Annotated in this window: 22 protein-coding genes and 1 tRNA gene; 15 read left to right on the forward strand and 8 right to left on the reverse strand. The window is 71.2% G+C overall.

The window, feature by feature from the left end:
- Positions 1–332 precede the first annotated feature (332 nt).
- The gene (locus GA0070618_RS19865; RefSeq protein WP_088982977.1) at positions 333–2,609 is read left to right on the forward strand and encodes a rhamnogalacturonan lyase family protein; all 2,277 of its coding nucleotides are present in this window, start codon (positions 333–335) and stop codon (positions 2,607–2,609) included.
- Positions 2,610–2,747: 138 nt separating this feature from the next.
- On the opposite strand, the gene GA0070618_RS19870 is transcribed toward GA0070618_RS19865, so the two are convergent.
- Both GA0070618_RS19870 and GA0070618_RS19875 read right to left on the reverse strand, forming a co-directional pair.
- Positions 2,748–3,758 (reverse strand): LLM class flavin-dependent oxidoreductase, encoded by a 1,011-nt coding sequence (locus tag GA0070618_RS19870; RefSeq protein WP_172900311.1) that lies wholly within the window; start codon positions 3,756–3,758, stop codon positions 2,748–2,750.
- A 90-nt stretch (positions 3,759–3,848) separates the two neighbouring features.
- Positions 3,849–4,328, reverse strand: a complete 480-nt coding sequence (locus tag GA0070618_RS19875; RefSeq protein WP_088982979.1) for an Lrp/AsnC family transcriptional regulator — start codon at positions 4,326–4,328, stop codon at positions 3,849–3,851.
- Between the two features lie 83 nt (positions 4,329–4,411).
- On the opposite strand from GA0070618_RS19875, the gene GA0070618_RS19880 reads away from it, so the two are divergent.
- The 3 genes from GA0070618_RS19880 to GA0070618_RS19890 all read left to right on the forward strand — a co-directional run bounded on the left by GA0070618_RS19880 (position 4,412) and on the right by GA0070618_RS19890 (position 7,350).
- Positions 4,412–5,614 (forward strand): trans-sulfuration enzyme family protein, encoded by a 1,203-nt coding sequence (locus GA0070618_RS19880; RefSeq protein ID WP_088985680.1) that lies wholly within the window; start codon positions 4,412–4,414, stop codon positions 5,612–5,614.
- A 156-nt stretch (positions 5,615–5,770) separates the two neighbouring features.
- Positions 5,771–6,112 (forward strand): YciI family protein, encoded by a 342-nt coding sequence (locus tag GA0070618_RS19885; RefSeq protein ID WP_088982980.1) that lies wholly within the window; start codon positions 5,771–5,773, stop codon positions 6,110–6,112.
- Positions 6,113–6,144: 32 nt separating this feature from the next.
- On the forward strand, positions 6,145–7,350 hold the full coding sequence (locus GA0070618_RS19890) for an RNA polymerase sigma factor (RefSeq protein WP_269148429.1): 1,206 nt from the start codon (positions 6,145–6,147) through the stop codon (positions 7,348–7,350).
- Between the two features lie 50 nt (positions 7,351–7,400).
- Here the strand turns inward: GA0070618_RS19890 and GA0070618_RS19895 are convergent, their stop codons facing one another.
- Positions 7,401–8,015, reverse strand: a complete 615-nt coding sequence (locus tag GA0070618_RS19895) for a transcriptional regulator (protein ID WP_231931380.1) — start codon at positions 8,013–8,015, stop codon at positions 7,401–7,403.
- Between the two features lie 168 nt (positions 8,016–8,183).
- Positions 8,184–8,256, reverse strand: a tRNA-Leu gene (locus GA0070618_RS19900).
- A gap of 96 nt (positions 8,257–8,352) precedes the next feature.
- Between GA0070618_RS19900 and GA0070618_RS19905 the strand changes: the two genes are divergently transcribed.
- The 11 genes from GA0070618_RS19905 to polA all read left to right on the forward strand — a co-directional run bounded on the left by GA0070618_RS19905 (position 8,353) and on the right by polA (position 20,904).
- The gene (locus GA0070618_RS19905; RefSeq protein ID WP_088982982.1) at positions 8,353–8,973 is read left to right on the forward strand and encodes an ANTAR domain-containing response regulator; all 621 of its coding nucleotides are present in this window, start codon (positions 8,353–8,355) and stop codon (positions 8,971–8,973) included.
- A 55-nt stretch (positions 8,974–9,028) separates the two neighbouring features.
- The gene (locus GA0070618_RS33570) at positions 9,029–10,201 is read left to right on the forward strand and encodes a hypothetical protein (protein ID WP_143740297.1); all 1,173 of its coding nucleotides are present in this window, start codon (positions 9,029–9,031) and stop codon (positions 10,199–10,201) included.
- A 261-nt stretch (positions 10,202–10,462) separates the two neighbouring features.
- Entirely contained in the window at positions 10,463–11,623 is a 1,161-nt protein-coding gene (locus GA0070618_RS19915; protein ID WP_088982983.1) for a branched-chain amino acid ABC transporter substrate-binding protein, read from the forward strand.
- A 105-nt stretch (positions 11,624–11,728) separates the two neighbouring features.
- On the forward strand, positions 11,729–12,679 hold the full coding sequence (locus GA0070618_RS19920) for a branched-chain amino acid ABC transporter permease (protein WP_088982984.1): 951 nt from the start codon (positions 11,729–11,731) through the stop codon (positions 12,677–12,679).
- Positions 12,676–13,785, forward strand: a complete 1,110-nt coding sequence (locus GA0070618_RS19925) for a branched-chain amino acid ABC transporter permease (RefSeq protein WP_088982985.1) — start codon at positions 12,676–12,678, stop codon at positions 13,783–13,785. Before GA0070618_RS19920 ends, GA0070618_RS19925 begins: the two co-directional genes overlap by 4 nt.
- Entirely contained in the window at positions 13,778–14,623 is an 846-nt protein-coding gene (locus GA0070618_RS19930; RefSeq protein ID WP_088982986.1) for an ABC transporter ATP-binding protein, read from the forward strand. Before GA0070618_RS19925 ends, GA0070618_RS19930 begins: the two co-directional genes overlap by 8 nt.
- Positions 14,613–15,323: an ABC transporter ATP-binding protein gene (locus GA0070618_RS19935; RefSeq protein WP_088982987.1), complete on the forward strand. Its 711-nt coding sequence runs from the start codon at positions 14,613–14,615 to the stop codon at positions 15,321–15,323. Before GA0070618_RS19930 ends, GA0070618_RS19935 begins: the two co-directional genes overlap by 11 nt.
- A gap of 36 nt (positions 15,324–15,359) precedes the next feature.
- Positions 15,360–16,268, forward strand: coding sequence for an ABC transporter substrate-binding protein (locus tag GA0070618_RS19940; protein ID WP_088982988.1), 909 nt, complete (start codon positions 15,360–15,362; stop codon positions 16,266–16,268).
- Between the two features lie 2 nt (positions 16,269–16,270).
- Positions 16,271–17,254, forward strand: coding sequence for an amino acid ABC transporter permease (locus GA0070618_RS19945; RefSeq protein ID WP_088982989.1), 984 nt, complete (start codon positions 16,271–16,273; stop codon positions 17,252–17,254).
- Between the two features lie 97 nt (positions 17,255–17,351).
- The gene (locus GA0070618_RS19950; RefSeq protein ID WP_088985682.1) at positions 17,352–18,104 is read left to right on the forward strand and encodes an amino acid ABC transporter ATP-binding protein; all 753 of its coding nucleotides are present in this window, start codon (positions 17,352–17,354) and stop codon (positions 18,102–18,104) included.
- Between the two features lie 100 nt (positions 18,105–18,204).
- A complete protein-coding gene (gene polA / locus GA0070618_RS19955; RefSeq protein ID WP_088982990.1) occupies positions 18,205–20,904 on the forward strand; it encodes a DNA polymerase I in 2,700 nt (899 codons plus the stop codon).
- 306 nt (positions 20,905–21,210) lie between these two features.
- On the opposite strand, the gene GA0070618_RS19960 is transcribed toward polA, so the two are convergent.
- The 4 genes from GA0070618_RS19960 to GA0070618_RS19975 form a co-directional block, all read right to left on the reverse strand.
- Complete coding sequence (locus GA0070618_RS19960; protein ID WP_088982991.1) at positions 21,211–21,642, reverse strand: DUF3140 domain-containing protein; 432 nt, start codon at positions 21,640–21,642, stop codon at positions 21,211–21,213.
- Positions 21,629–21,847 carry a hypervirulence associated TUDOR domain-containing protein gene (locus GA0070618_RS19965; RefSeq protein WP_088982992.1) on the reverse strand — a complete coding sequence of 73 codons (219 nt, stop codon included), beginning with the start codon at positions 21,845–21,847 and terminating at the stop codon, positions 21,629–21,631. Before GA0070618_RS19965 ends, GA0070618_RS19960 begins: the two co-directional genes overlap by 14 nt.
- Positions 21,848–21,998: 151 nt before the next feature.
- A complete protein-coding gene (locus GA0070618_RS19970) occupies positions 21,999–22,550 on the reverse strand; it encodes a Uma2 family endonuclease (RefSeq protein ID WP_088982993.1) in 552 nt (183 codons plus the stop codon).
- 110 nt (positions 22,551–22,660) lie between these two features.
- Positions 22,661–23,467: a class I SAM-dependent methyltransferase gene (locus tag GA0070618_RS19975; protein ID WP_088982994.1), complete on the reverse strand. Its 807-nt coding sequence runs from the start codon at positions 23,465–23,467 to the stop codon at positions 22,661–22,663.
- Between the last annotated feature and the right edge of the window lie 239 nt (positions 23,468–23,706).

Consider the following 23,706-nt stretch of genomic DNA (forward strand, 5'->3'; position numbering starts at 1 on the left):
CCGCGGAATCCGCACAGCTGCGGCCCGGTGCACCACACCGCAGCACCCCCGACCCGTCCCGACCGGGGATGCCCTACCACCACCGGAACCAACGTTAGGCGACCCCCGCCACCCGTGGGTGAAGCCGGTGTGAAGATCGTGTTTCGGGCATCTTGCCCCGCCCGGCCGGCGGGTGTTGTGCCGCACGACCGGGTCTTCTATCGTCCATCGTGCGTGGGGCCTTTCCTCCCGGCCGGTGCTGTCCCGGCCGGACCCGCAGCGCGGCGAGCGACCGTCGACCGGGCAAGGCGACGGTGCCTTCGCCGTGCGCCCGACCTCCCCGAGAGGCCCGCATGCGTACCCGAACCACCCGCACCGCCCTGCTCGCCGCCACCGCCGCCGGCACTCTCGCCGCCGGACTCCTGACCACCGTGGTCGCCTCGGCCGCCGCCGTCGGCTGCCGGGTCGACTACCGCGTGACCAACCAGTGGGGTGGCGGCTTCGGGGCCGACGTCGCCGTCACCAACCTCGGCGACCCGGTCACCGGCTGGACCCTCACCTGGTCCTTCACCGCCGGCCAACAGGTCGACCAGGCGTGGAACGCCACCGTCACCCAGTCCGCCGACCGGGTCACCGCCCGCGACGTCGGCTACAACGCCGTGATCGGCACCGGCGGCACCGCCACCTTCGGCTTCAACGCCTCGTGGAACGGCACCACCAACCCGGTCCCGGCGAGTTTCGCGCTCAACGGCACGACCTGCACCGGCGCGACTCCCACCACCCCACCCGGGACCACACCCCCACCGACCACGCCCCCACCGACCACGCCCCCGCCGACCACACCCCCGCCCACGACACCGCCGCCCACCACGCCGCCGGCCGGGGCCAAGCAGGTCGAGGACCTCGACCGGGGGTTGATCAGCGTCCGATCCGGCACCGGGAACCTCGTCTCCTGGCGGCTGCTCGGCACCGAGACCTCCGGGGTGTCGTTCAACCTCTACCGGGGCACCACGAAGGTGAACGGCACGCCGATCACGGGCGCGACCAACCACCTCGACAGCGGGGCCGCCGCCGGTGCCGCGTACACCGTGCGGGCCGTGGTGGACGGCGTCGAGCAGCCGCCGTCCGCGCCCGCGCTCCAGTTCGCGGGCGGTCACCTCGACGTGCCGATCCAGCCCCCGTCCGGCGGCACCACCCCCAGCGGCGAGGCCTACACGTACGCCGCGAACGACGCCTCCGTCGGTGACCTCGACGGCGACGGCCGCTACGAGATCGTGCTCAAGTGGGACCCGTCCAACGCCAAGGACAACTCGCAGAGCGGCTACACCGGCAACGTGTTCGTCGACGCGTACACCCTCACCGGCACCCGGCTGTGGCGGATCGACCTCGGCCGCAACATCCGCGCCGGCGCGCACTACACCCAGTTCCAGGTGTACGACTACGACGGCGACGGGGACGCCGAGGTGGCCATGAAGACCGCCGACGGCACCCGCTCCGGCACCGGCCAGGTCGTCGGGTCCTCCTCCGTCGACCACCGCAACTCCAGCGGCTACGTCCTCGCCGGCCCCGAGTACCTCACCATGTTCGACGGCCGCACCGGCGCGATCGCCTCCACCGTCAACTACGACCCGCCGCGCGGGAACGTCGCCTCCTGGGGCGACAACTACGGCAACCGGGTCGACCGGTTCCTCGCCGGCACCGCCTACCTCGACGGCCAGCGTCCCTCGCTGATCATGGCGCGGGGCTACTACACCCGGGCGGTCATCGCCGCCTGGGACTTCCGCGACGGCACCCTCACCAAGCGGTGGACGTTCGACTCCAACACCTCCGGCAACGGCGCCGCGTACGGCCAGGGCAACCACAACCTCTCCGTCGCCGACGTGGACGCCGACGGCCGGCAGGAGATCGTCTACGGCGCGGCCACCATCGACGACAACGGCCGGCTGCTCCACTCCACCGGCAACGGCCACGGCGACGCCCTGCACGTCGGTGACCTCGACCCGGCCCGCGCCGGCCTGGAGGTCTTCAAGGTCGACGAGGACGGCAGCAAGCCCAGCTCGTACTTCGCCGACGCCCGTACCGGGCAGATCATCTGGTCCACGCCGGCGTCCGGCGACAACGGCCGGGGCGTCTCCGGCGACATCTGGGCCGGCAGCCCCGGAGCCGAGTCCTGGTCGTCCGCCGCCAGCGGGATCGCCAACACCCGGGGGCAGAACGTCGGCCGCAAACCGTCCTCGGCGAACTTCCTCGCCTGGTGGGACGGCGACCCGGTCCGGGAACTCCTCGACGCCACCCGGATCGACAAGTACGGCACCGGCGGCGACACCCGGTTGCTCACCGGCAGCGGCGTCGCCGCCAACAACGGCACCAAGTCCACCCCGGCACTGTCCGGCGACATCCTCGGCGACTGGCGCGAGGAGGTCATCTGGCGAACCAGCGACAACACCGCGCTGCGCATCTACAGCACCCCGACGCCGACCGCCACCCGGATCCACACCCTGATGCACGACCCGCAGTACCGCACCGCCGTCGCCTGGCAGAACACCGCCTACAACCAGCCGCCGCACCCGAGCTTCTTCATCGGTGACGGCATGCCCAACCCGCCCACCCCGAACATCTACCCGCGCTGACCCCGCCGACCGCCCTCCCGGTGTCCGCGTGCGCAACGCCGGACACCGGGGGAGCGGTGGGGTGAACGGTGGCGCACCAGGTCTGGTGCCGCCCGTTCACCAACGGCACCCGCCCCGAGCTCCCGGCGGGCCCGTCGGTCAGTCCGCGCGCCGCAGCCCGCCGGCCACCCGCTCCGCGACCAGCTCGAACGACCGCACCCGGTCCGCCACGTCGTACACCAGGGTGGTCAACATCAGCTCGTCGGCGCGGGTCCGCTCCAACAGCTCGCCGAGCTGCCGGCGGACCGTCTCCGGCGAGCCCATCGCCTGGCCGTCCCCGCGCTGCGCCACGAACTCCCGCTCCATCTCGGTGTACGGGTACGCCGCCGCCTCGTCCGGGCTGACCAGGGGTTCCGGCTTCCCGGAGCGCAACTTCAGGAACGACAGCGCGGCCGGGGCGGCCAGCCACCGTGCCCGCTCGTCGGTCTCCGCACAGACGGTGTTCACCGCCACCATCGCGTACGGCCGGTCCAGCCACTGCGACGGCCGGAAGCTGCGTCGGTACAACGCCAGGGCCGGCTCGGTGTTCGCCGCGCTGAAGTGGTGCGCGAACGAGAACGGCAACCCGAGCGCCCCGGCCAGCTGCGCGCTGAACCCGCTCGACCCCAGCAGCCAGATCGCCGGCTGCTCACCCCGCCCCGGGGTCGCCACGATCGGCCCCGACCGCTCCCCGCTGAAGTAGTTCATCAGGTCGGCCAGCTCCCGGGGGAACCCCTCCGCCGACAGGCCCTCCATGGTCCGCCGCAACGCCAGCGCGGTCAGCTGGTCGGTGCCCGGGGCCCGGCCGATGCCCAGGTCGATGCGGCCCGGATGCAGCGCCTCCAGGGTGCCGAACTGCTCGGCCACCACCAGCGGCGCGTGGTTGGGCAGCATCACCCCGCCCGAGCCCAGCCGGATCGTCGAGGTGTGTGCCGCCAGGTGCGCGATCAGCACCGCCGGCGCCGAACTCGCGATCGCCGGCATGTTGTGGTGCTCGGCCACCCAGAACCGGCGGTAACCCAGTTCCTCGGTGCGCCGGGCCAACTCGGTGGTGTGTCGCAGCGCCGCCCCCGAGGAGGTCCCCGCCGCGACCGGAGCAAGATCAAGAACAGACAACGGTACGTCGATCACACGCCTCACCAACCCGGTTCGCTCCCGCCTTGTTCCTGCAAGGGCACCCTGTTACCGCAATTTGATGAGCAGGGGTCCCCTGCTACCACCTCAGCCCAGCCCGCGCACCTGTTCGAAGATCAGGCTCGTGTGGGCGTGCTGCACCGCCGGGTCCACCGCCAGGTGGTCCAGCACGAAGTCCCGCAACGCGTCCCCCGACGCCGCCCGCACGTGCAGCACGTAGTCGTCCACCCCGGCCACGTGGAACACCGACACCACCCCCGGCAGCCGCACCGAGCGGGCCCGGAACGCGTCCACCGCCGCCCGCTCGTGCGCGGTCAACCGCACCGACACCAGGGCCTGCAACGGCAGCCCCACCGCCGCCGGGTCCACGTCCGCGTGGAACCCCCGGATCGCCCCGCACTCCCGCAACGCCCGGACCCGGCTCAGGCATGTCGACGGCGCCACCCCCACCCGTTCGGCGAGCGCGTTGTTCGGAATCCGTCCGTCCCCGGCCAGGACGGCGAGGATCGCCCGGTCGGTGTCGTCGAGGGCGGCGAAGCGCCGTACATCATTCGGTGCGACTGGCATCCATCCATGATCTACCGAACATCCGTCGACAGACATGCAGCGACACAGAATCTTCTACGGATTCCTTGCCCAGCATCGCCGGGATATTCGAGGCTTGCGCCATGACCGCGCTGGACACCCGGGCCGTGCACGCCGGCCGCGACGACCTCACCGGCCTCGGCGTGCACGTCCCGCCCATCGACCTCTCCACCACCAACCCGCTGCCCTCGGTCGACAGCGGCGGCGACGCCTACCAGGCCCTCGCCACCGGAGAACCCCTCCACCCCGGCGGCACCGCCGTCTACCAGCGCCTCTGGAACCCCACCGTCGCCCGCTTCGAGACCGCCCTCGCCGAACTCGAAGCCACCACCGACGCCGTCGCCTTCGCCAGCGGCATGGCCGCCCTCACCGCCACCCTGCTCGCCGCCACCCGCGACGGGAAACGCCACCTCGTCGCCGTCCGGCCCCTCTACGGCGGAACCGACCACGTGCTCGCCAGCGGCCTGCTCGGCACCGAGGTCACCTGGGCCCGTCCCGACCAGGTCGCCGCCGCCGTCCGCCCGGACACCGCCCTGGTCGTCGTCGAGACCCCCGCCAACCCCACCCTCGACCTCGTCGACATCGCCGCCCTCGCCACCGCCGCCGGCGGTGTCCCGCTGCTGGTCGACAACACCGTCGCCACCCCCGTGCTCCAGCAGCCCGCCCGGCACGGGGCGACCCTCGTCCTGCACAGCGCCACCAAGAGCATCGGCGGGCACGGCGACGTCCTCGCCGGCGTCGTCGCCTGCGACAGCGGCTGGGCGGCGCGACTGCGCCAGGTCCGTGCGCTCACCGGCGCCGTCCTGCACCCGCTCGGCGCGTACCTGCTGCACCGGGGACTCCAGACCCTCCCGCTGCGGGTCCGCGCCCAGCAGGCCGGCGCGGAGAAGCTCGCGGCCTGGCTCGCCACCCACCCCCACGTCACCCGCGTCCACCACCCCAGCCTCGCCGACCCCGCCGGGCTCGTCGGCCGGCAACTGCGCGGCACCGGGAGCCTGCTCTCCTTCGAGGTACGCGGCGGCGCGCCGGCCGCCTCTGCCGTCGCCGCGGCCTGCCGGCTGATCACCCACGCCGTCTCCCTCGGCGGCGTCGACACCCTCATCCAGCACCCGGCGTCGCTGACCCACCGCCCGGTCGACGGCCCGGCCAAGCCGCCCGCCGGGCTGCTCCGCCTCTCCGTCGGTCTCGAGGACCCGGAGGACCTGCACGCCGACCTCGCCCACGCGCTCGACTCGATCCCGGCCGAAGATTCTGAAGCGGCGGTGTAGTGGGACGCCCCTCCCGTTCGTCACCCATCTGACGGAACCTTCGTTGTCCCGGACCGGCGAACCCCGTTCGTCACCGGTGCCGACGAAGACCGAGAGGAGCGTGACCATGAACCCGGTCACCACGAGCGCCACCGACACCGCGAGGAGAATCGCCCGATGAGATACCTGATGCTGGTCTGCACCGACCCGGACCACCAGCCCGGCCCGGACGACGCCGTCCCGGACGTCGAGGACTGGGTCACCGAGATGGACGGTAAAGGCGTCCGGCTGATGGGCAGCCGGACCCGGCCGGCCAGCGACGCCACCACCGTCCGGGTCCGCGACCGCCAGGTGCTGCTGACCGACGGTCCGTACGCCGAGACAAAGGACCAGATCGCCGGCTTCGACATCATCGAGTGCGCCCACCTCGACGAGGCCGTCGAGGTGGCGTCCCGGCACCCGATGGCGTGGCGAGGGAAGATCGAACTCCGCCCGTTCTGGACCGACGACGAGGACTGACCACGGAAACGGAAGGCGCCGGACCGGCTGAGTTGACCGAACGCATCGCCGGCATCTACGCCGAGGCGTGGAGCCGGATCGTGGCCACCATGATCCGGCTCACCGGCGGCGACTGGCACCTGGCCGAGGAATGCGCCCAGGACGCGTTCACCCAGGCCCTGCGGAAATGGCCGGAATCCGGCGTACCCGACCAGCCGCTGGCCTGGCTGACCACCACCGCCCGGCATCGCGCGATCGACCGGATGCGCCGCGCGTCGACCGAGGCCGCGAAGCTACGGGAGATGGCCGCGACAGGTCCGGAGCCGCCGCCCTACCGCGGCGACAGCGACATCCCGGACGAACGCCTGGAACTCGTCTTCACCTGCTGCCACCCGTCGCTGAACCTCGACGCCCAGGTGGCGCTGACCCTGCGCAGCCTGACCGGCATGAGCACCGCCGAGATCGCCCGGGCGTTCCTGGTGCCGGAACGCACCATGGGCCAGCGCCTCTTCCGTGCCAAACAGAAGATCGCTCACGCCCGCGTCCCGTTCCGGGTGCCGCCGGCGCACCTGCTCCCGGACCGGCTGCCTGCCGTGCTCCACGTGCTCTACCTGCTGTACAACGCCGGCTACGGCGACCCGGAGAAGGCCCGACTGAGTCGGGAGGCCATCCGGCTCGCCCGGGTGCTGACCGCCGCGCTGCCCGACGAACCCGAGGCGCTCGGCGTGCTCGCCCTGATGCTGCTGCACGACGCCCGGCGGGATTCCCGTACCGATGCCGCCGGTGACCTGGTCACCCTGGCCGACCAGGACCGCTCCCGCTGGGACCGGGAACGGATCGCCGAGGGCGTCGCCCTCTGCGAACGCGCCCTGCGCCACCGGCGCGCCGGACCGTTCCAGCTCCAGGCGGCCATCGCGGCGTGTCATGCCACCGCGCCGGTCGCGGCCGACACCGACTGGCCGCAGATCGTCGGGCTGTACGACCACCTCGCCCGCGTCGCCCCGAGCGTGATCGTGGACCTGAACCGGGCTGTCGCGGTCGGCATGGCCGACGGCCCGGAGGCGGCGCTGCCCCTGGTCGACGCGATCGCCGCCACCGGGCAGCTCGACGGTTACCACCTGCTGCACGCCACCCGCGCCGACCTGCTGCGCCGCGCCGGCCGGACCGTGGAGGCGGCGGACAGTTACCGGGTGGCCCTCGACCTGGCCCCCACCGACGCCGAGCGCCGGTTCCTGCGCGGCCGGCTGGACCTCTGCTGACAGTTGTGGCTCGGCTGAAGGGGCCCGGCCCGTCCGGCGTGCCGACCCGGTCAGGACTTCGGGCCGACGTACCCGTCGAGTAGGGCGACCGACTGCCGCCGGGCCACCGACAACGAGTTGCGGCGGTTCATCCGCCAGGCCACGCCGAGCAGGTCCAGCGCCCACCGGCACAGCCCCATGATGTCCGCCGACTCGTTGGCGAAGAGGTAGCGGGGATAGACGTACTCCCGCCCTTTGACGGTCACCCGGTTGGCCACCCGGCAGCCGTCGGAGTGGAACAGGCCCCGGACGAAGTCCCCGGCGTGCGCCGCGACGACGTCCCGCTGCCAGTCGGCGAGCACGATCGGCCGCTCGTGCTTGCGGCCGGGCCCGTGCTGCGGTAGCAGACACGTCCAGTGGTTTCCGCTGCTCTCGACCGAGACACAGCCCTGCTTGGGGATCCGCTGCACCCGGGCGGCGAGCACGGCGAGCATCGCCTGCTCACAGGAGGTGATCAGTCCGGGATAGGCGTCGGAACAGGCGATCCGGAGGACCGGGGTCCTCGTCGACGTGACGAGGTGCCCGTCGCCGAGATAGAGGCCCAGCAGGTAGGCGTAGGCGTCCGGGGCCGCCGGAGGACGTGGGACGGGTGAGCAACGAAAGCACCGCAGGGCGGTGCCGGACACGACCGGTTCGGGCCGGTCCACGCACCAGTGCCAGACGGTGCTGTAGGGAAGTGAGAGGTGACGTGCGACCGATCGGATGGAGTGCCCACGGGAGCGGAGTTCGCGGACGCGGGCACGCGTCTCAGGGGAGTGCACACCGTTACTATCGAACGGGCGTACGACAGGTTGTGCCCCCGGTGGGATTCGAACCCACACTGTATGGATTTTGAGTCCATCGTCTCTGCCGTTGGACTACAGGGGCATTCCTCGGTCCGGCCCCATGAGAGTACCCACTACGCTAATGGCTGCGACACCCGGCCAGGCGGGTGTCGGGTTCAGACTGGTGGGAGTTGGACAGGTGGCCGAGACGCAGACGGATGCCGAGCGCAGGCGCGTGCTGATCGCCGAGGATGAGGCGCTGATCCGACTCGATCTGGCCGAGATGCTCGTCGAGGAGGGCTACGAGGTGGTGGGGGAGGCCGGCGACGGCGAGACCGCCGTCCGGCTCGCCGAGGAGCTCAAGCCCGACCTCGTCATCCTCGACATCAAGATGCCGATCATGGACGGCCTGGCGGCGGCCGAGCGGATCGCCGGGGCGCGGATCGCGCCGGTGATCATTCTGACCGCGTTCAGCCAGCGGGACCTGGTCGAGCGGGCACGGGCGGCCGGCGCGATGGCGTACCTCGTCAAGCCCTTCCAGAAGAGCGACCTGGTGCCGGCGGTGGAGATCGCCCTCTCCCGCTACTCGGAGATCTCCGCACTGGAGGCCGAGGTCGCCGGGCTGACCGACCGTCTGGAGATCCGCAAGACGGTGGAGCGTGCCAAGGGCGCGCTGATGAGCACGTACAACATGAGCGAGCCGCAGGCCTTCAAGTGGATCCAGCGGACGGCGATGGACCACCGGATGACCATGAAGGAGGTCGCCGAGCGGATCCTGGCGGAGACCTCGGGCGGTGAGGCGGCGCCGTCCGGCTCCTGAGCGCGGCGGTGTCGCCGGCCGCCCCGGCGGGGTCCGGACCGATAGCATCTCGTCCATGTCTCGCCGGCGCGCGGTGGCGCTGCTCGCTCTGGTCGCCGTATTGCTGTCCGGCTGCGCACGGTCGCCGGACACCGATGCCGACGTCCGGCCGCTGACGCTGGCCTGGCAGCCGCTGACCCTGCCGGCGCCGCCGGGGCCGCCCGGTCGCCTGCTGGTACGCGACGCAGCCGCCTGCGCCGACCGGTGGTACGTGGTGGGTGCGGTCGCCGACGCGGTCGGTGACACCCGGCCGGCGGCCTGGTCCAGTCCCGACGGTGTGACCTGGACGGCGCTGCGGACGCTGCCGATCTCGCACTACGGTCGGCAGCACGTGCTGTACTCGGTGGCCTGCCGGGACGGCCGGATCGCGCTGCTGGGGGCGAAGAGCGGCGGCGCGCACGGCAACCCGCGTACGGCCACCTGGCGGCAGTCGCCGGACGGGACGCTGACCGAGGTGGCCGCCCCGTTCGAGTTGTTCGGCGGTCCCCGGGCGGTCAACGTGGCCCGGATCGCGGCCGGCCCGTCGGGTTGGCTGATCGCGGGCAGCCGCCGGGACGGCGCGGCCGTCTGGTCGTCGGCCGACGCGGACCGGTTCACGCTGCGTGAGGGGGCGGCCGAGCTGGCCGGCGACGGTCGTGGTCGTACCTCTGCCCACGACGCGGCGGCCGGACCCTCCGGTTGGTTCCTCGCCGGTTCCCTCCTGCCCACCGGTGGGACTTCCCTCCTGCCGGTCGCCTGGACCTCCTCCGACGGTGCGGCGTGGCGCCGGTGGATGCTGCCCGCCACGGCCGGCGGCGGCCAGGCGCACCGGGTGGCCCGGGTGGGGTCGGCCGTGGTGGTGGTCGGTTCCCGGGGCGACGGGTTCGGCGCGTGGCGGTGGGACGGGGCGGGCTGGCGGGAGGCGGGCGCGTTCGGCGCGGCGGCGGGGCCCGGGGTGGCCTGGGTGGACGGGCTGGCCGTGGCCGGGGAGCAGGTGGTCGCGGTGGCCGGGGACGGCGGCGGATACGGGATGTGGATCTCGCCGGACGCGGGCGGCTCCTGGCGGCCGGTGGGGCTGCCTGCGGTGGTGCCCGACGGCGGTGACTCGGCGGTGGCCGTGGCGGGTGCCGGCGACCGGGTCGTCGTGGTGGCCGACGACGGCGGTTCGTCCCGGGTCTGGTCCGCGTCGGTCCGCGACGTCGGTCGATAGCCGCGCAGGTCGGCGCGCCTCGCCGGTGCCCGGGTCGGGAGGGGTACGTGGTAGGTGAAACGGCCACTCTTACAGTTATCGTCCTTGATTTACCACGGTCTGTAACGGTTCGGTCAACGACAACTGCCGGGTCTTACGCCACAGCTCAGCGTGGGATAACGTCCCGCCCCAGACCGGCGACGACGGTCTGGTTCGTCCGTCCCCGCAAGAGCCAGTTTGAAGCGGGTGGTTCGGGCCATGGGACTGAGGAGGGTTCGGGCCTTGAGGCAGAAGCTCGCACGCGTGATCGGCGGCGTGGCCATGATGGCGCTCGTCGCAGGTGGTGCCGCGTGCTCCAGCGGTAGCGACGACGCCGCGTCCGGTGGGGACGCGTGCGGCAACAAGATCGCGTTCTTCGGCGCGTTGACCGGTAGCTCCGCCGCGCTCGGCATCAACGAGAACAACGGCGTGAAGCTCGCGGTCGACCAGTACAACAAGGCGAACCCCGACTGCAAGGTCGAGCTGGTTCCGCTGGACTCGCAGGGCAGCCCGGACCAGGCGCCGGGTCTGGCGCAGAAGGCCATCGACGACGAGAAGCTCCTCGGCATCGTCGGCCCCGCCTACTCGGGTGAGTCGGAGGCCGCCGGCCCGCTGTTCAACGAGGCCGGTCTGGTCACCATCACCCCGTCGGCCACCAACCCGACCCTCGCGAAGCAGAACTGGAAGACGTTCTTCCGCGCGGTCGGCAACGACCTGAGCCAGGGTCCGGCGGCCGGCAACTACATCAAGAACGTCATCAAGGCCCCGAAGGTCTACGTCATCGACGACCAGTCGGCGTACGGCGCGGGTCTGGCCGACGAGGTCAAGAAGGTCCTCGGCTCGGCGGTCGTCGGCTCGGACAAGGTCCAGGGCGAGGGCAAGCAGGTCGACTTCTCGGCCGTGGTCACCAAGGTCAAGGCCGCCGGTGTGCAGGCGATCTTCTACGGTGGCTACTACCAGGAGGCCGGCCTGATCCGTAAGCAGCTCACCGCTGCCGGGGTCACCGCGCCGCTGGTGGCCGGCGACGGCGTGAACGACGCCGCCTACATCACCTCGGCCGGTCAGGCCGCCGCCGAGGGCACCATCCTCACCTGCCCGTGCCAGCCGGCCACCGAGGCGCGGGGCAACTTCATCGCGGACTACAAGGCGCTCAACGGCACCGACCCGGGCACCTACAGCGACACCGCCTACGACGCGGCGAACATCCTGCTCGCCGGCATCAAGGCGGGCAAGACCACCCGTCCGGCGCTGCTGGAGTTCGTGAAGGGCTACAGCGGCGAGGGCGTCGCGGCGAGCTACAAGTTCGTCGAGGGCGGCGAGCTGGACCCGGCGCAGGTCAAGGTCTGGGCGTTCAAGGTCACGGGCGGCAAGGTCGTCCCGGACCAGGAGGTCCCGAAGTCCTGACGGCCGGTCGCTGCTACAGCGGTTGATTCGTGATCGCGGGTGCGGCCGGGAGCTCGCTCCCGGCCGCACCCGAACTGTTTCCAGACCTGATGGAGCGTCCCTCCCTTGGACTTCGACGGCCTGTTCTCCAACTTCGGGGAACTCACCACGACCGGCCTGACGCAGGGCGCTATCTACGCCCTGGTCGCGCTGGGGTACACGCTGGTCTACGGCGTGCTGAGACTCATCAACTTCGCCCACTCCGAGGTGTTCATCGCCGGCGCCTTCGCGGCGCTGTGGACGTGGGGCGCGTTCGGCCTCAACCAGGACTCGGTGGTGACCGGGTTCGGCTCGATCGTGTTCTACCTGCTGGTGGCATTGCTGGCAGCGGCGGCGGCCTCGGCGCTGACCGCCACGGTGATCGAGCGGGTCGCCTACCGACCGCTCCGTCAGCGTAACGCCCCGCCGCTGGCTTTCCTCATCACCGCGATCGGCGCGTCGATCGCGATCGCCGAGGCGTTCGGCATCTACACTCGCCGGCTCCCGCAGGGCATTCCGACCATCGTCAAGAACGACACGGTCTTCTCCATCGCCGGGGTGCCGATCACCAAGGTGCAGATCCTGACCGTGGTCGCCGCGCTGGCGATGATGATCGCTCTGGACTTCTTCATCAACCGGAGCCGGATCGGTCGCGGTATCCGGGCAGTGGCCCAGGACCCGAACACCGCCGCTCTGATGGGCGTCAACAAGGACCGGATCATTCTGATGGTCTTCATCGTCGGCGGTGCGATGGCCGGTGCCGCCGGCCTGCTCTACGACGTGCGGATCGGAAACCTGACCTACAGCGTCGGCTTCCTCCTCGGGCTCAAGGCGTTCACCGCCGCCGTGCTCGGCGGAATCGGCAACCTGCGCGGCGCGCTCGTCGGTGGTCTGCTGCTGGGAGTGGTGGAGAACTACGCCTCGGGCCTGTTCGGCTCGGAGTGGAAGGACTTCGCGGCGTTCGCCGTCCTGGTGGTGCTGCTGATGTTCCGGCCGACCGGCCTGTTGGGCGAATCGCTGGGGAGGGCACGGGCATGACGACCGTTCTGGAGCGGGTGCGCTCCGGCCGTCAGGCGGCCGGGGAACGTTGGCGGGACATGCCGCGCTGGGTGCGCTGGGCGGTCCTGGCCGCGGTGATCGTGTTCTTCTACGCGTTGCCGAACAAGGAGTTCTACCAGTACCTCGGGCCGATCCCGACCACCGGGTCGAACTTCACCCAGGTGCTCTTCACCGTCTCGATCTACGTGCTGCTCGCCGTCGGTCTGAACATCGTGGTCGGCTTCGCCGGTCTGCTGGACCTCGGCTACTTCGGCTTCTTCGCCGTCGGCGCGTACACGGTGGCGGTGCTGACCTCGCCGGGCAGCGACCTGAAGACGCTCTGGCCGTGGCTGCTGGCGGTGCCGGTCGCGATCGGTCTGACGATGGTCTCCGGCGTCATGCTCGGCACGCCCACCCTGCGGTTGCGGGGTGACTACCTGGCGATCGTGACCCTCGGCTTCGCCGAGATGATCCGGATCGCCGCGGTGAGCTCGGAGTTCCTCAAGGGGCAGCGGGGCTTCAACCAGATCCCGCACCCGCCCGGTGAGTACGCCGACGGGCGGCCGGTCTTCGGCGTGCTGGACGCGCGCCCGTACTACTGGCTGGTGCTGACCCTGATCATCCTGGTGGTCATCGGGGTGCGGAACCTGGAGCGCAGCCGGGTCGGCCGGGCCTGGGTGTCCATCCGGGAGGACGAGGACGCCGCCCAGCTCATGGGTGTGCCGACGTTCAAGTTCAAGCTGTGGGCGTTCGCCGCGGGTGCGGCCATCGCCGGCCTGGCCGGGGCGCTGTTCGCGGGTAAGCAGAACTTCGTCAACTCGCAGAACTTCGAACTGCTCAACTCGATCATCATCCTGGCGGCGGTGATCTTCGGCGGCTCGGGCAACATCGTCGGCGCGATCGTCGGCGGTGGCCTGGTCGCGTACATGATCGAGCGGTTCCGTGGCATCGAGCTGTTCGGAGTCGAGCTGTACGAGTACCGGTTCCTCTTCTTCGGCCTGGTCCTCGTCATCATGATGATCTTCCGGCCGGAGGGCCTGATCCCGAACCGGCGACGAGCGGCGGAGTTCAAGGATCGCCGCAAGGAGGTGACCGTCGGTGAGTGAGACCGAGCAGAAGCCGGTCGTGCCGGCGCAGGCGACCGCGCCGGCCGCCGAGACGCTGCCGAACCGCGAGCCGCTGCTGGAGGTGGACAACGTCACGCTCCGCTTCGGCGGCGTGGTGGCGTTGGACCAGGTGGACTTCACCCTCTACAAGGGTGAGATCCTCGGCCTGATCGGCCCCAACGGGGCCGGCAAGACCACCTGCTTCAACGCGATGACCGGCATCTACCAGCCCACCGAGGGCCAGATCCGGTTCCGGGGCGAGAAGATCAGCGGCAAGAAGCGGCACCAGATCACCAAGATGGGCATGGCGCGGACGTTCCAGAACATCCGCCTGTTCCCGGAGATGACCGCCCTGGAGAACGTGCAGGTCGGCGCGGACGCGCACCACAAGACCAGCGTGATCTCGGCGCTGTTCCGGCTGCCCCGGCACCGCCGGGAGGAACGCGAGGGCCGGGAGAAGGCCGAGCGGCTGCTGGAGTTCGTCGGCATCCCGCACCGGCTGCACGAGTACGCCCGCAACCTCTCCTACGGCGAGCAGCGGCGGCTGGAGATCGCCCGGGCGCTGGCCACCGACCCGGTGCTGCTCTGCCTGGACGAGCCGGCCGCCGGCTTCAACCCGGCGGAGAAGGAGGAACTGCTCCAGCTCATCCGGCAGGTCCGCGACAAGGGCGTGACCGTGCTGCTGATCGAGCACGACATGCGGCTGGTCATGGGCGTCACCGACCGGATCGTGGTGCTGGAGTTCGGGAAGAAGATCGCCGAGGGGCTCCCCGCCGAGGTGCGGGAGAACCCGAAGGTGATCGCGGCGTACCTGGGGGTGCCGGACGATGCTGCTTGAGATCGAGGACATGAGCCTGCTCTACGGGCGGATCAAGGCGCTGCACGGCATCAGCCTGACCGTCGACGAGGGCGAGGTCGTCGCGCTGATCGGCGCCAACGGCGCCGGCAAGACGACCACCATGCGCGCCATCTCGGGCATCCGGCCGATCGCGTCCGGGCGGATCCGGTTCGCCGGCGAGGACATCTCCAAGCTCCGGGCCGACCTGCGGGTGCGGCGGGGGCTGTGCCAGGCGCCGGAGGGCCGGGGCATCTTCCCGGGCATGACGGTGCTGGACAACCTGGACATGGGCGCGTACACCCGCCGGGACCGGGCCGGCATCGCGCAGGACCTCAACCGGGTGCTGGAGCTGTTCCCGCGCCTGGCCGAGCGGCGCAAGCAGGCCGGCGGCACGCTCTCCGGCGGTGAGCAGCAGATGCTGGCCGTGGGGCGGGCGCTGATGAGCCGGCCGAAGCTGCTGTTGCTGGACGAGCCGTCGATGGGTCTGGCCCCGATGCTGATCCAGCAGATCTTCTCGATCATCACGGAGATCAACCAGCAGGGCACCACCATCCTGCTCGTGGAGCAGAACGCGCAGCAGGCCCTAGCCCGGGCGCACCGCGCGTACGTGCTGGAGACCGGCCGGATCGTCAAGAGCGGCACCGGCACCGAACTCCTGCACGACCCGGCCGTCAAAGAGGCGTACCTCGGCGTGGCCTGACCGGCCCGTCACCCCTCATTCCCAAGGAGTCCACACATGTTCAGGACCAACGGAGGTCGCCGCGCGCTGCTCGGCGCCGCCGGCGCGGTGCTGCTCACCCTTCCGCTCGCCGCGTGCGGCGAGAAGGAGGAGACCGGGAACGAGCCCGGTTCCGGCCCCTCGGTCAGCGCGTCGGTCGACGCGGCGCTGGCCGCCAAGGTGCCGGACGCGATCAAGGCCGACGGTGTGATCAAGGTCGGTACCGACTCCACGTACGCCCCGGCGGAGTACCTCGACACCGACGGCAAGACGGTGATCGGCTTCGACATCGACCTGTTCAACGCGGTGGCCCAGAAGCTCGGCCTGAAGGCCGAGTACGAGTCCGCCCCGTTCGACGCGATCCTGCCCGCCGTCTCCTCCGGCAAGTACGAGATCGGTGTCTCGTCGTTCACCATCAACGCCGAGCGCGTGCAGAGCGTGCACATGGTCAGCTACTACTCGGCGGGCACCCAGTGGCTGGCCAAGGCCGGCGCCTCGATCGACATCGAGAACGCCTGCGGCAAGAAGGTCGCGGTGCAGACCGGCGCGGTGCAGGTCGACGACCTCAACACCCGGTCGAAGAAGTGCACCGACGCGGGCAAGCCGGCCATCACCATCGACCAGTACCAGGGCCAGAGCGACGCGACCGCCGCCGTGGTCAGCGGCAAGAACGACGCGATGCTCGCCGACTCGCCCGCCGTGGCGTACGCGGTGAAGCAGAGCAACGGCCAGCTCCAGCTCGTCGGGGACATCTACGAGTCGGCCCCGTACGGCTACGCGGTGAACAAGGAGCAGCAGGCCTTCGCCGAGGTGCTGAAGGAGGCCGTGCAGGCGGTCATCGACGATGGCACGTACGAGGCGGCCCTGAAGAAGTGGGGCGTCGAGGGCGGCGGCATCAAGACCTCCGCACTGAACCCGACCAGCTGACCATGTCGGTCGGAACGGAACCAACCGAGCGGGCACGGCCGGAACCCATCCGCGCCGTGCCCGTGCGGCGTCCCGGGCGGTGGATCGCGGTCTTCGTCATCGGGGTGCTGGTGGCCATGTTCGTGCACCTGCTGGTGACGAACAAGGCGTTCAACTGGTCCTTCATGGTCGACGAGATGTTCCGCCCGGCGATCATCGAGGGACTGCGCGGCACCATCGCGCTGACCGTGCTGGCCATGCTGATCGGCGTGGTGCTCGGCATCGTCGTCGCGATCATGCGGCTGTCGGAGAACCCGATCCTGCGTGGCGTCTCCTGGGTCTACACCTGGTTCTTCCGGGCGGTGCCCCGGCTGGTGCTGGCGATCCTCTTCGGCAACCTGGGCATTCTCTGGTCCCGGATCGAGGTCGGGCTCCCCTTCGACCGCCAGATCGGCGCGCTCTTCGGCGTGGACGACTTCGAGGCCCGGCTCTTCGGCTTCTCCGCCGTCGACATCCTCACCGGCTTCGTCGCCGGCATGCTGGCGCTCGGCCTCTCCGAGGCGGCGTACATGGCGGAGATCGTCCGGGCCGGCATCCAGTCCGTCGACGAGGGGCAGACCGAGGCGGCCCAGGCGCTCGGCCTGCGCCGGTCGCAGATCCTGCGCCGGATCGTCCTGCCCCAGGCGATGCGGGTGATCATCCCGCCGACCGGCAACGAGACCATCGCGATGCTGAAGGACACCTCGCTGGTGGCCTTCGTGCCGGTCTCCACCGAGCTGTTCTTCCAGCTCCGGGGCGTCGGCACCCGGACCTTCCAGGTCTTCCCGATGTACGTGGCGGCCTGCCTGTGGTACCTGCTGCTCACCAGCGTGCTGCTGGTCGGGCAGTACTACCTGGAACGGCACTTCTCCCGGGGCGTCGGTCGCAGCGCGCGGGCGAAGACGAAGCTGCGCGGGATGACCGCCGAGACCGGCGGCCGGACCGGAGGGGTGGTCAAGGGTGACTGAGGTGACCGCGAAGCAGTCCGACGGGGCCGGCGGCGACGGTGTCCCGGCCTCGGCCGGCACGGCGACCGGGGCATCGGCCGGCACGGCCACCGACCTGATGGTCCGGGCCGAGCAGGTGCACAAGTCGTTCGGGTCGGTCGAGGTGCTCAAGGGCATCGACCTGGAGGTGCGCTCGGGCGAGGTGTGCTGTCTGCTCGGCCCGTCCGGCTCCGGGAAGTCCACCTTCCTGCGCTGCATCAACCACCTGGAGAAGATCAACGCCGGCCGGATCTGGGTGGACGGCGAACTGATCGGCTACCGGGAACGCGGCGGCAAGCTGCACGAGATGCGGGAGAAGGAGGTCGCCGCCCAGCGCCAGGCCATCGGCATGGTGTTCCAACGGTTCAACCTCTTCCCGCACATGACCGTCCTGGAGAACGTCGTCGAGGCGCCGGTGCTGCTCGGCCGGGAGAAGAAGGCGGCGGCCCGGGAACGTGCCGCCGCGCTGCTGGACCGGGTCGGCCTCAGCGACAAGCTCGGCAACTACCCCGGCCAGCTCTCCGGCGGCCAGCAGCAGCGGGTCGCCATCGCCCGGGCGCTGGCCATGCGGCCGAAGCTGATGCTTTTCGACGAGCCGACCAGCGCGCTCGACCCGGAACTGGTCGGCGAGGTGCTCGACGTGATGAAGGACCTGGCCCGCGACGGCATGACGATGATCGTGGTCACCCACGAGATCGGCTTCGCCCGGGAGGTCGGCGACTCGCTGGTCTTCATGGACGGCGGGGTCGTGGTGGAGTCCGGTCCGCCCCGGGAGGTGCTGGCCAACCCCCGGCACAGCCGTACCCGGGACTTCCTGGCCCGGGTGCTGTGACGCCGGGTGCCGCGGCGGGAACCGACCGCCGCGGCACCCGCAGCACGCGGCGGGCCGGTCGCACCGGGCGCTGTCGGGGGTACGGACTAGAGTCGCGTGCGTGACAGCTACGACCCCCCGCCTGCTCCTCGTCGACGGCCACTCCCTGGCCTACCGGGCCTTCTTCGCCCTGCCGGTGGAGAACTTCTCCACCACGACCGGGCAGCCGACAAACGCGGTCTACGGCTTCACCTCGATGCTGATCAACGTGCTCCGCGACGAGCAGCCCACCCACCTCGCGGTCGCCTTCGACGTCTCCCGCCGGTCCTTCCGCACCGAGAAGTACGCCGAGTACAAGGCCGGCCGGTCGGAGACCCCGGCCGACTTCGTCGGCCAGGTCAGCCTGGTCAAGGAGGTCCTCGCCGCGCTGCGCGTCCCGGTGGTCGAGAAGGAGGGGTACGAGGCCGACGACGTCATCGCCACCCTCGCCTGCCAGGCCCGCGACCAGGGCATGTCGGTGCTGATCTCCACCGGCGACCGGGACGCCTTCCAGCTCGTCGACGACAAGATCACCGTGCTCTACCCCCGTAAGGGCGTCTCCGACCTGGCCCGGATGGACGCCGACGCGGTCGAGGCGAAGTACGGCGTCCCCCCGCAGCGCTACCGGGACCTCGCCGCGCTGGTCGGCGAGACCAGCGACAACCTCCCCGGCGTGCCCGGCGTCGGCCCGAAGACCGCCGCCAAGTGGATCAACCTGTACGGCGGGGTGGAGGGGGTCGTCGCGCAGGCCGACCAGATCAAGGGCAAGGCCGGCGACAGCCTGCGGGAGCGGCTCGCCGACGTGCTCCGCAACTACGACCTGAACCGCCTGGTCGCCGACCTCGACCTGCCGCTGCGGGCCGAGGACACCCGCTGGACCGGCTGGGACCGGGAGGCCGTGCACCAGGTCTTCGACACGCTCCAGTTCCGCATCCTGCGGGACCGGCTCTACCAGTACCTCGAGGCGGTCGAGCCGGAGGCCGAGGCCGGCTTCGAGCTGACCGGCGAGGTGCTCACCGAGCCGGGTGCCCTGGCGCGGTGGCTGGCCGACCACGCGTCGACCGACACGCCGGTCGGGTTGGCGGTCAAGCTCGACACCGGTCCGAACCGCCGGCACACCGCCTCCGTCCTCGGGCTGGCCCTGGCCACCGGGACGGGCGCGGCGGCCTGGTGCGACCCGGCGAAGCTGGGCACCGAGGACGAGTCGGCGCTGGCGGCCTGGCTGACCGACGCCGAGCGGCCGAAGGTGCTGCACGACAGCAAGCCCGCCGTGCTGGCCCTCGCCGCGCACGGCTGGACCCTGGCCGGCATCCACCGGGACACCCAGATCGCCGCCTACCTGGCCCGCCCCGACCAGCGTTCGTACGACCTGACCGACCTGGCGCTGCGCTACCTACACCGGGAACTGCGGGTGGACGCCCCGGAGTCCGGCCAGCTCACCCTGGAGGGGTTCGGCGACGACGGTCAGGCCGAACAGAACCTCATGCTCCACGCCCGGGCCACCCTGGACCTGGCCGAGGCGATCGACGCCGAGCTGTCCCGCGACGGCGAGCAGTCCGCCCGGCTGATGGCCGGGGTGGAGTTGCCGCTGATGCGGGTGCTGGCCGCGATGGAACGGATCGGCATCGCCGCCGACACCGACTACCTGCACGAGCTGGAGGCGCACTTCGCCGGTGAGGTGAAGGGCGCCGCGCAGGCCGCGTACGCCGAGATCGGGCGGGAGTTCAACCTCGGGTCGCCGAAGCAGCTCCAGGAGATCCTCTTCGGTGAGCTGGGCCTGCCCAAGACCAAGAAGATCAAGACCGGGTACACCACCGACGCGGACGCCCTCGGGTGGCTCTTCGCGCAGACCCAGCACCCGGTCCTGGCCCACCTGCTGCGGCACCGGGACGTCGCCAAGCTCAAGGTGACCGTCGACGGCCTGCTCAAGGCGGTCTCCGACGACGGGCGTATCCACACCACCTTCAACCAGACGGTGGCCGCGACCGGCCGGCTCTCCTCCACCGAGCCCAACCTCCAGAACATCCCGATCCGCACCGAGGAAGGACGGCGGATCCGCCGGGCGTTCGTCGTCGGCGAGGGGTACGACTGCCTGCTCACCGCCGACTACAGCCAGATCGAGATGCGGATCATGGCGCATCTGTCCTCGGACGAGAAGCTGATCGACGCGTTCAACTCCGGGGCCGACTTCCACGCCGTCACCGCCTCGTCCGTGTTCGGCGTGCCGGTCGGGGAGGTCACCGCCGACCAGCGGCGCAAGATCAAGGCGATGAACTACGGCCTGGCGTACGGGCTCAGCGCATTCGGCCTCGCCCAGCAGCTCGGCATCAGCGCCGAGGAGGCCCGGAGCCTGATGGAGGACTACTTCGCCGGGTTCGGCGGGGTGCGCGACTACCTGCGCACGGTGGTCGACAAGGCCCGCCAGGACGGCTACACCTCCACCGTCCTCGGTCGTCGCCGCTACCTGCCCGACCTGGTCAGCGACAACCGGCAGCGCCGGGAGATGGCCGAGCGGATGGCGCTCAACGCCCCGATCCAGGGTTCCGCGGCCGACATCATCAAGCTCGCCATGCTGCACGTCGACACGGCGCTGCGCGACGCCGGACTGCGCTCGCGGATGCTGTTGCAGGTGCACGACGAACTGGTCTTCGAGGTGGCCCCGGGGGAGCGGGAGGCGCTGGAGGCGCTGGTCCGGCGCGAGATGGGCGGGGCGTACCCGCTCTCGGTGCCGTTGGAGGTGTCCGTGGGCGACGGGCGGGACTGGAACAGCGCCGGCCACTGACCGCGGTCCTGGTCCCGCGCACCTCGACCGTGCGTCGATCATGGAGTTCGAGTGCCGCACAAAACGCCGTCATCGCCACCGACCGGGCACCATGACTCCATGATCGACGGGGTATGGGTGTCGCGAGCGTGGGTGGGTGGGTGGGGTTCCGGGCAGCCCGGCCCGCTCCGGGCGGTCAGGCTTGGTCCCTGCGCGGGCCGGGCTGCCCGGAACCCCTGACGTGGTCCGGGTGGGTGACCAGTAGCCGGGCGGCCCGCACTCTGACCCGGTTCTGGTCGTGGCTACCTGACCCGGTCCTGGTCGTGGCTAGCGGGACGGGCCGCGGCGGGATGGGGGCGGGGCGCCGTGGCGCTCCAGGGCACGGCGGGAGGGGCCGCCGGGCGGCGGCAGCGGCGCCTTGAGCGGGTCGTGGCCCCAGTTCATCAACGAGTACCGCCACTTCGTGTCGCGGACGTCGCCGGACGGGCGCTGGGCCATGTGCCGGTGGACGTACCCGACGACCTTGCGCATGTGCTTGAAGTCGGCGGCGGAGAGTTCCGCGCGCTTGCGGCGCAGCAGGTCGACGATCTTCCGGCCGGACTCGTGCCCCACCGACTCGCCGCTCTGCTTGCCCTTCCTGCGCCAGCCGACGTGCTGGGACTCCTCCGTCTCCAGCCACTTCGACAGCTCGCCGGGTTTCATGTTCACCGCGTCGGTGAACTCCCGGTAGGTGTCCCGGTCCTGTTCATCGTTCTTCATGGCGCAACGCCTCCGGCTTGTGCGCGACGTCCCGGCCCGAGTCGTCGTTGCGGATGCGGTACTGCGGGTGCTCCGGGGACGCGTTCACCGCGTGTCCCCGCACGTGCGTCCGGTCGGTCAGTTTCTCCTTGACCACGCCGTGAGCCCGGCCGCTGTGGCTGGCCCAGGAGACGTGGTCGCCCTCGCGGAACTCCCTGTCGGCCATGCCCGCGGGTACCCGCCGGCGGTGCCCGGAAACCGGGCGCTGCCGCATCGGATCCGGACAGCGGGGGCCAGGTGATGTCGGGACGGGCTCGCCGCTGACCGGGGGAGCGTGACCCCGGACGGGGTGACCCGGACGGACAGCGGGTGCGACGTCAGCGGGTGATCTCGGCGACCGGCAGCTTGATGTCGAACGGCTCGGCCAGCTCGACCAGGTCCGCGCTCTCGGCGACCAGCTCGTACTGGCGTTCACCGCCCGGCCCGATCCGGTCGCCGATCCGGTACGCGTACAGGTGCACCGGGTCCTGTTCGATGCGCCAGTAGTACGGGATGCCGGCGGCGGCGTACTCGCCCGGCTTGGCGAACCGGTCGACGCGGCGGGTGCCCGGGGAGACCACTTCGACGGCGAGGACGACGTCCTCAGGACGTAGCAGGGACTGGTCGGCGGCGATGCCGGCCCGGTGCAGCAGAACGTCCGGCTGACGGCTGGTGTTGGCGTTCAGTGCCACCCCGACCGCCAGGGTGGCCCGTAGGTGTTCTGGTGCGTGGTCGGCCAGCCAGCGGCAGAGCAGGAACGAGATGCTCTGGTGGTCCAGGGTGGGGGAGGGTGTCACCTGGATGACTCCGTCGACGAGTTCGACGCGGGGGGCGTCGTCCGGCAGGGCGAGGAGGTCCGCCAGCGTGTAGTCGGCACGCTGCTGCCGCATCGGATCCGGACACCAAGGGCCAGGTGATGTCGGGACGGGCTCGGCGCTCACCGGGTGAGCGTAACCCTGGCTGGGGCGGTGCGGGCCGGACAGCGGGTGCGACGGCGACGTCAGGTGGTGGGCTTCTCGGCGACGAAGATGGCGGTGCCGGGGAAGAGCCGGCCGCGCAGCGGGCTCCACTGGCCCCAGATCCCCTCGTGTCCCTCCGGCCACTCCGGTTCGACGAGGTCGAGCAGGCGGAACCCGGCACCGACCAGCTCCCGGATCCGGTCGCCGAGGGTGCGGTGCTGCTCGACGTAGGTGGCGACGCCGTGCTCGTCCTGCTCCACGTAGGGGGAGCGGTCGAAGTAGGAGTGGACGGCGGTCAGCCCGCCCTCCCCGGGGTCGTCGTAGAAGATCCAGCGCATCGGATGGGTGACCGAGAAGACCCACCGGCCGCCGGGCCGCAGCACCCGGGCGACCTCGCGCATCACCGCCGCCGAGTCGGCCACGAAGGGGACCGCGCCGAACGCCGTGCAGACCGTGTCGAAGGCCGCGTCGGCGAAGGGGAGGGCGAGCGCGTCGGCCTGCACCAGCGGGACGCGTACCCCGGTGCGGTCGGCGGCCCGGGCGGCGTGCCGCAGCATGCCGGCGGAGAGGTCCAGGGCGACCGGCGTGGCCCCCTGGGCGGCCAGCCACCGGGCGGCGGCCGCGGCTCCGCTGCCGAGTTCCAGGATCCGCCGACCGGCGAGGTCGCCGAGCAGGCGGGCGTCGGCCTCGCGCAGTCCCTCCGGGCACCAGACGAAGTCCACCTCGCCGAGGAAGTGGCCGTGTTCGGCCTGGTAGTCGTCGGCGTCGGCGTCCCACCAGCGGCGGTTGGCCCGGCGCGCCTCGGCGTCGCCGACCCGGCGGCGCAGCACCCGGTTGTCGTCGTTCACGCCATCACGCTAGGCCCCGTCCGGTGGGTCGGCGGCGGCGGTGTGCGGGGACGGCTGTGACGCGTGTTACACAAGTGGTGGATTGCGGGCGATTCTTCGGCTTTCGCAGCTGACGCGCCCCGCAGAGGGCGGGAGGGCTTGCACGCTGTGGTAATGCACCCGGTAGGCTAGAGGATGCGCTCGCGGATCGTGTGTCTCGGCAGGGAGCAGGCGCGCGGTCAACGGAGCCACATCATGAT

Source organism: Micromonospora echinospora, assembly GCF_900091495.1.
GTDB lineage: Bacteria > Actinomycetota > Actinomycetes > Mycobacteriales > Micromonosporaceae > Micromonospora > Micromonospora echinospora.

Coding starts and splice junctions, on each gene's coding strand:
- GA0070618_RS19865 (WP_088982977.1), top strand. CDS start 333: ATGCGTACCCGAACCACCCGCACCGCCCTGCTCGCCGCCACCGCCGCC.
- GA0070618_RS19875 (WP_088982979.1), bottom strand. CDS start 4,328: ATGCCAGTCGCACCGAATGATGTACGGCGCTTCGCCGCCCTCGACGAC.
- GA0070618_RS19885 (WP_088982980.1), top strand. CDS start 5,771: ATGAGATACCTGATGCTGGTCTGCACCGACCCGGACCACCAGCCCGGC.
- GA0070618_RS33570 (WP_143740297.1), top strand. CDS start 9,029: ATGTCTCGCCGGCGCGCGGTGGCGCTGCTCGCTCTGGTCGCCGTATTG.
- GA0070618_RS19925 (WP_088982985.1), top strand. CDS start 12,676: ATGACGACCGTTCTGGAGCGGGTGCGCTCCGGCCGTCAGGCGGCCGGG.
- GA0070618_RS19935 (WP_088982987.1), top strand. CDS start 14,613: ATGCTGCTTGAGATCGAGGACATGAGCCTGCTCTACGGGCGGATCAAG.
- GA0070618_RS19940 (WP_088982988.1), top strand. CDS start 15,360: ATGTTCAGGACCAACGGAGGTCGCCGCGCGCTGCTCGGCGCCGCCGGC.
- GA0070618_RS19945 (WP_088982989.1), top strand. CDS start 16,271: ATGTCGGTCGGAACGGAACCAACCGAGCGGGCACGGCCGGAACCCATC.
- GA0070618_RS19950 (WP_088985682.1), top strand. CDS start 17,352: ATGGTCCGGGCCGAGCAGGTGCACAAGTCGTTCGGGTCGGTCGAGGTG.
- GA0070618_RS19960 (WP_088982991.1), bottom strand. CDS start 21,642: ATGAAGAACGATGAACAGGACCGGGACACCTACCGGGAGTTCACCGAC.
- GA0070618_RS19965 (WP_088982992.1), bottom strand. CDS start 21,847: ATGGCCGACAGGGAGTTCCGCGAGGGCGACCACGTCTCCTGGGCCAGC.
- GA0070618_RS19970 (WP_088982993.1), bottom strand. CDS start 22,550: ATGCGGCAGCAGCGTGCCGACTACACGCTGGCGGACCTCCTCGCCCTG.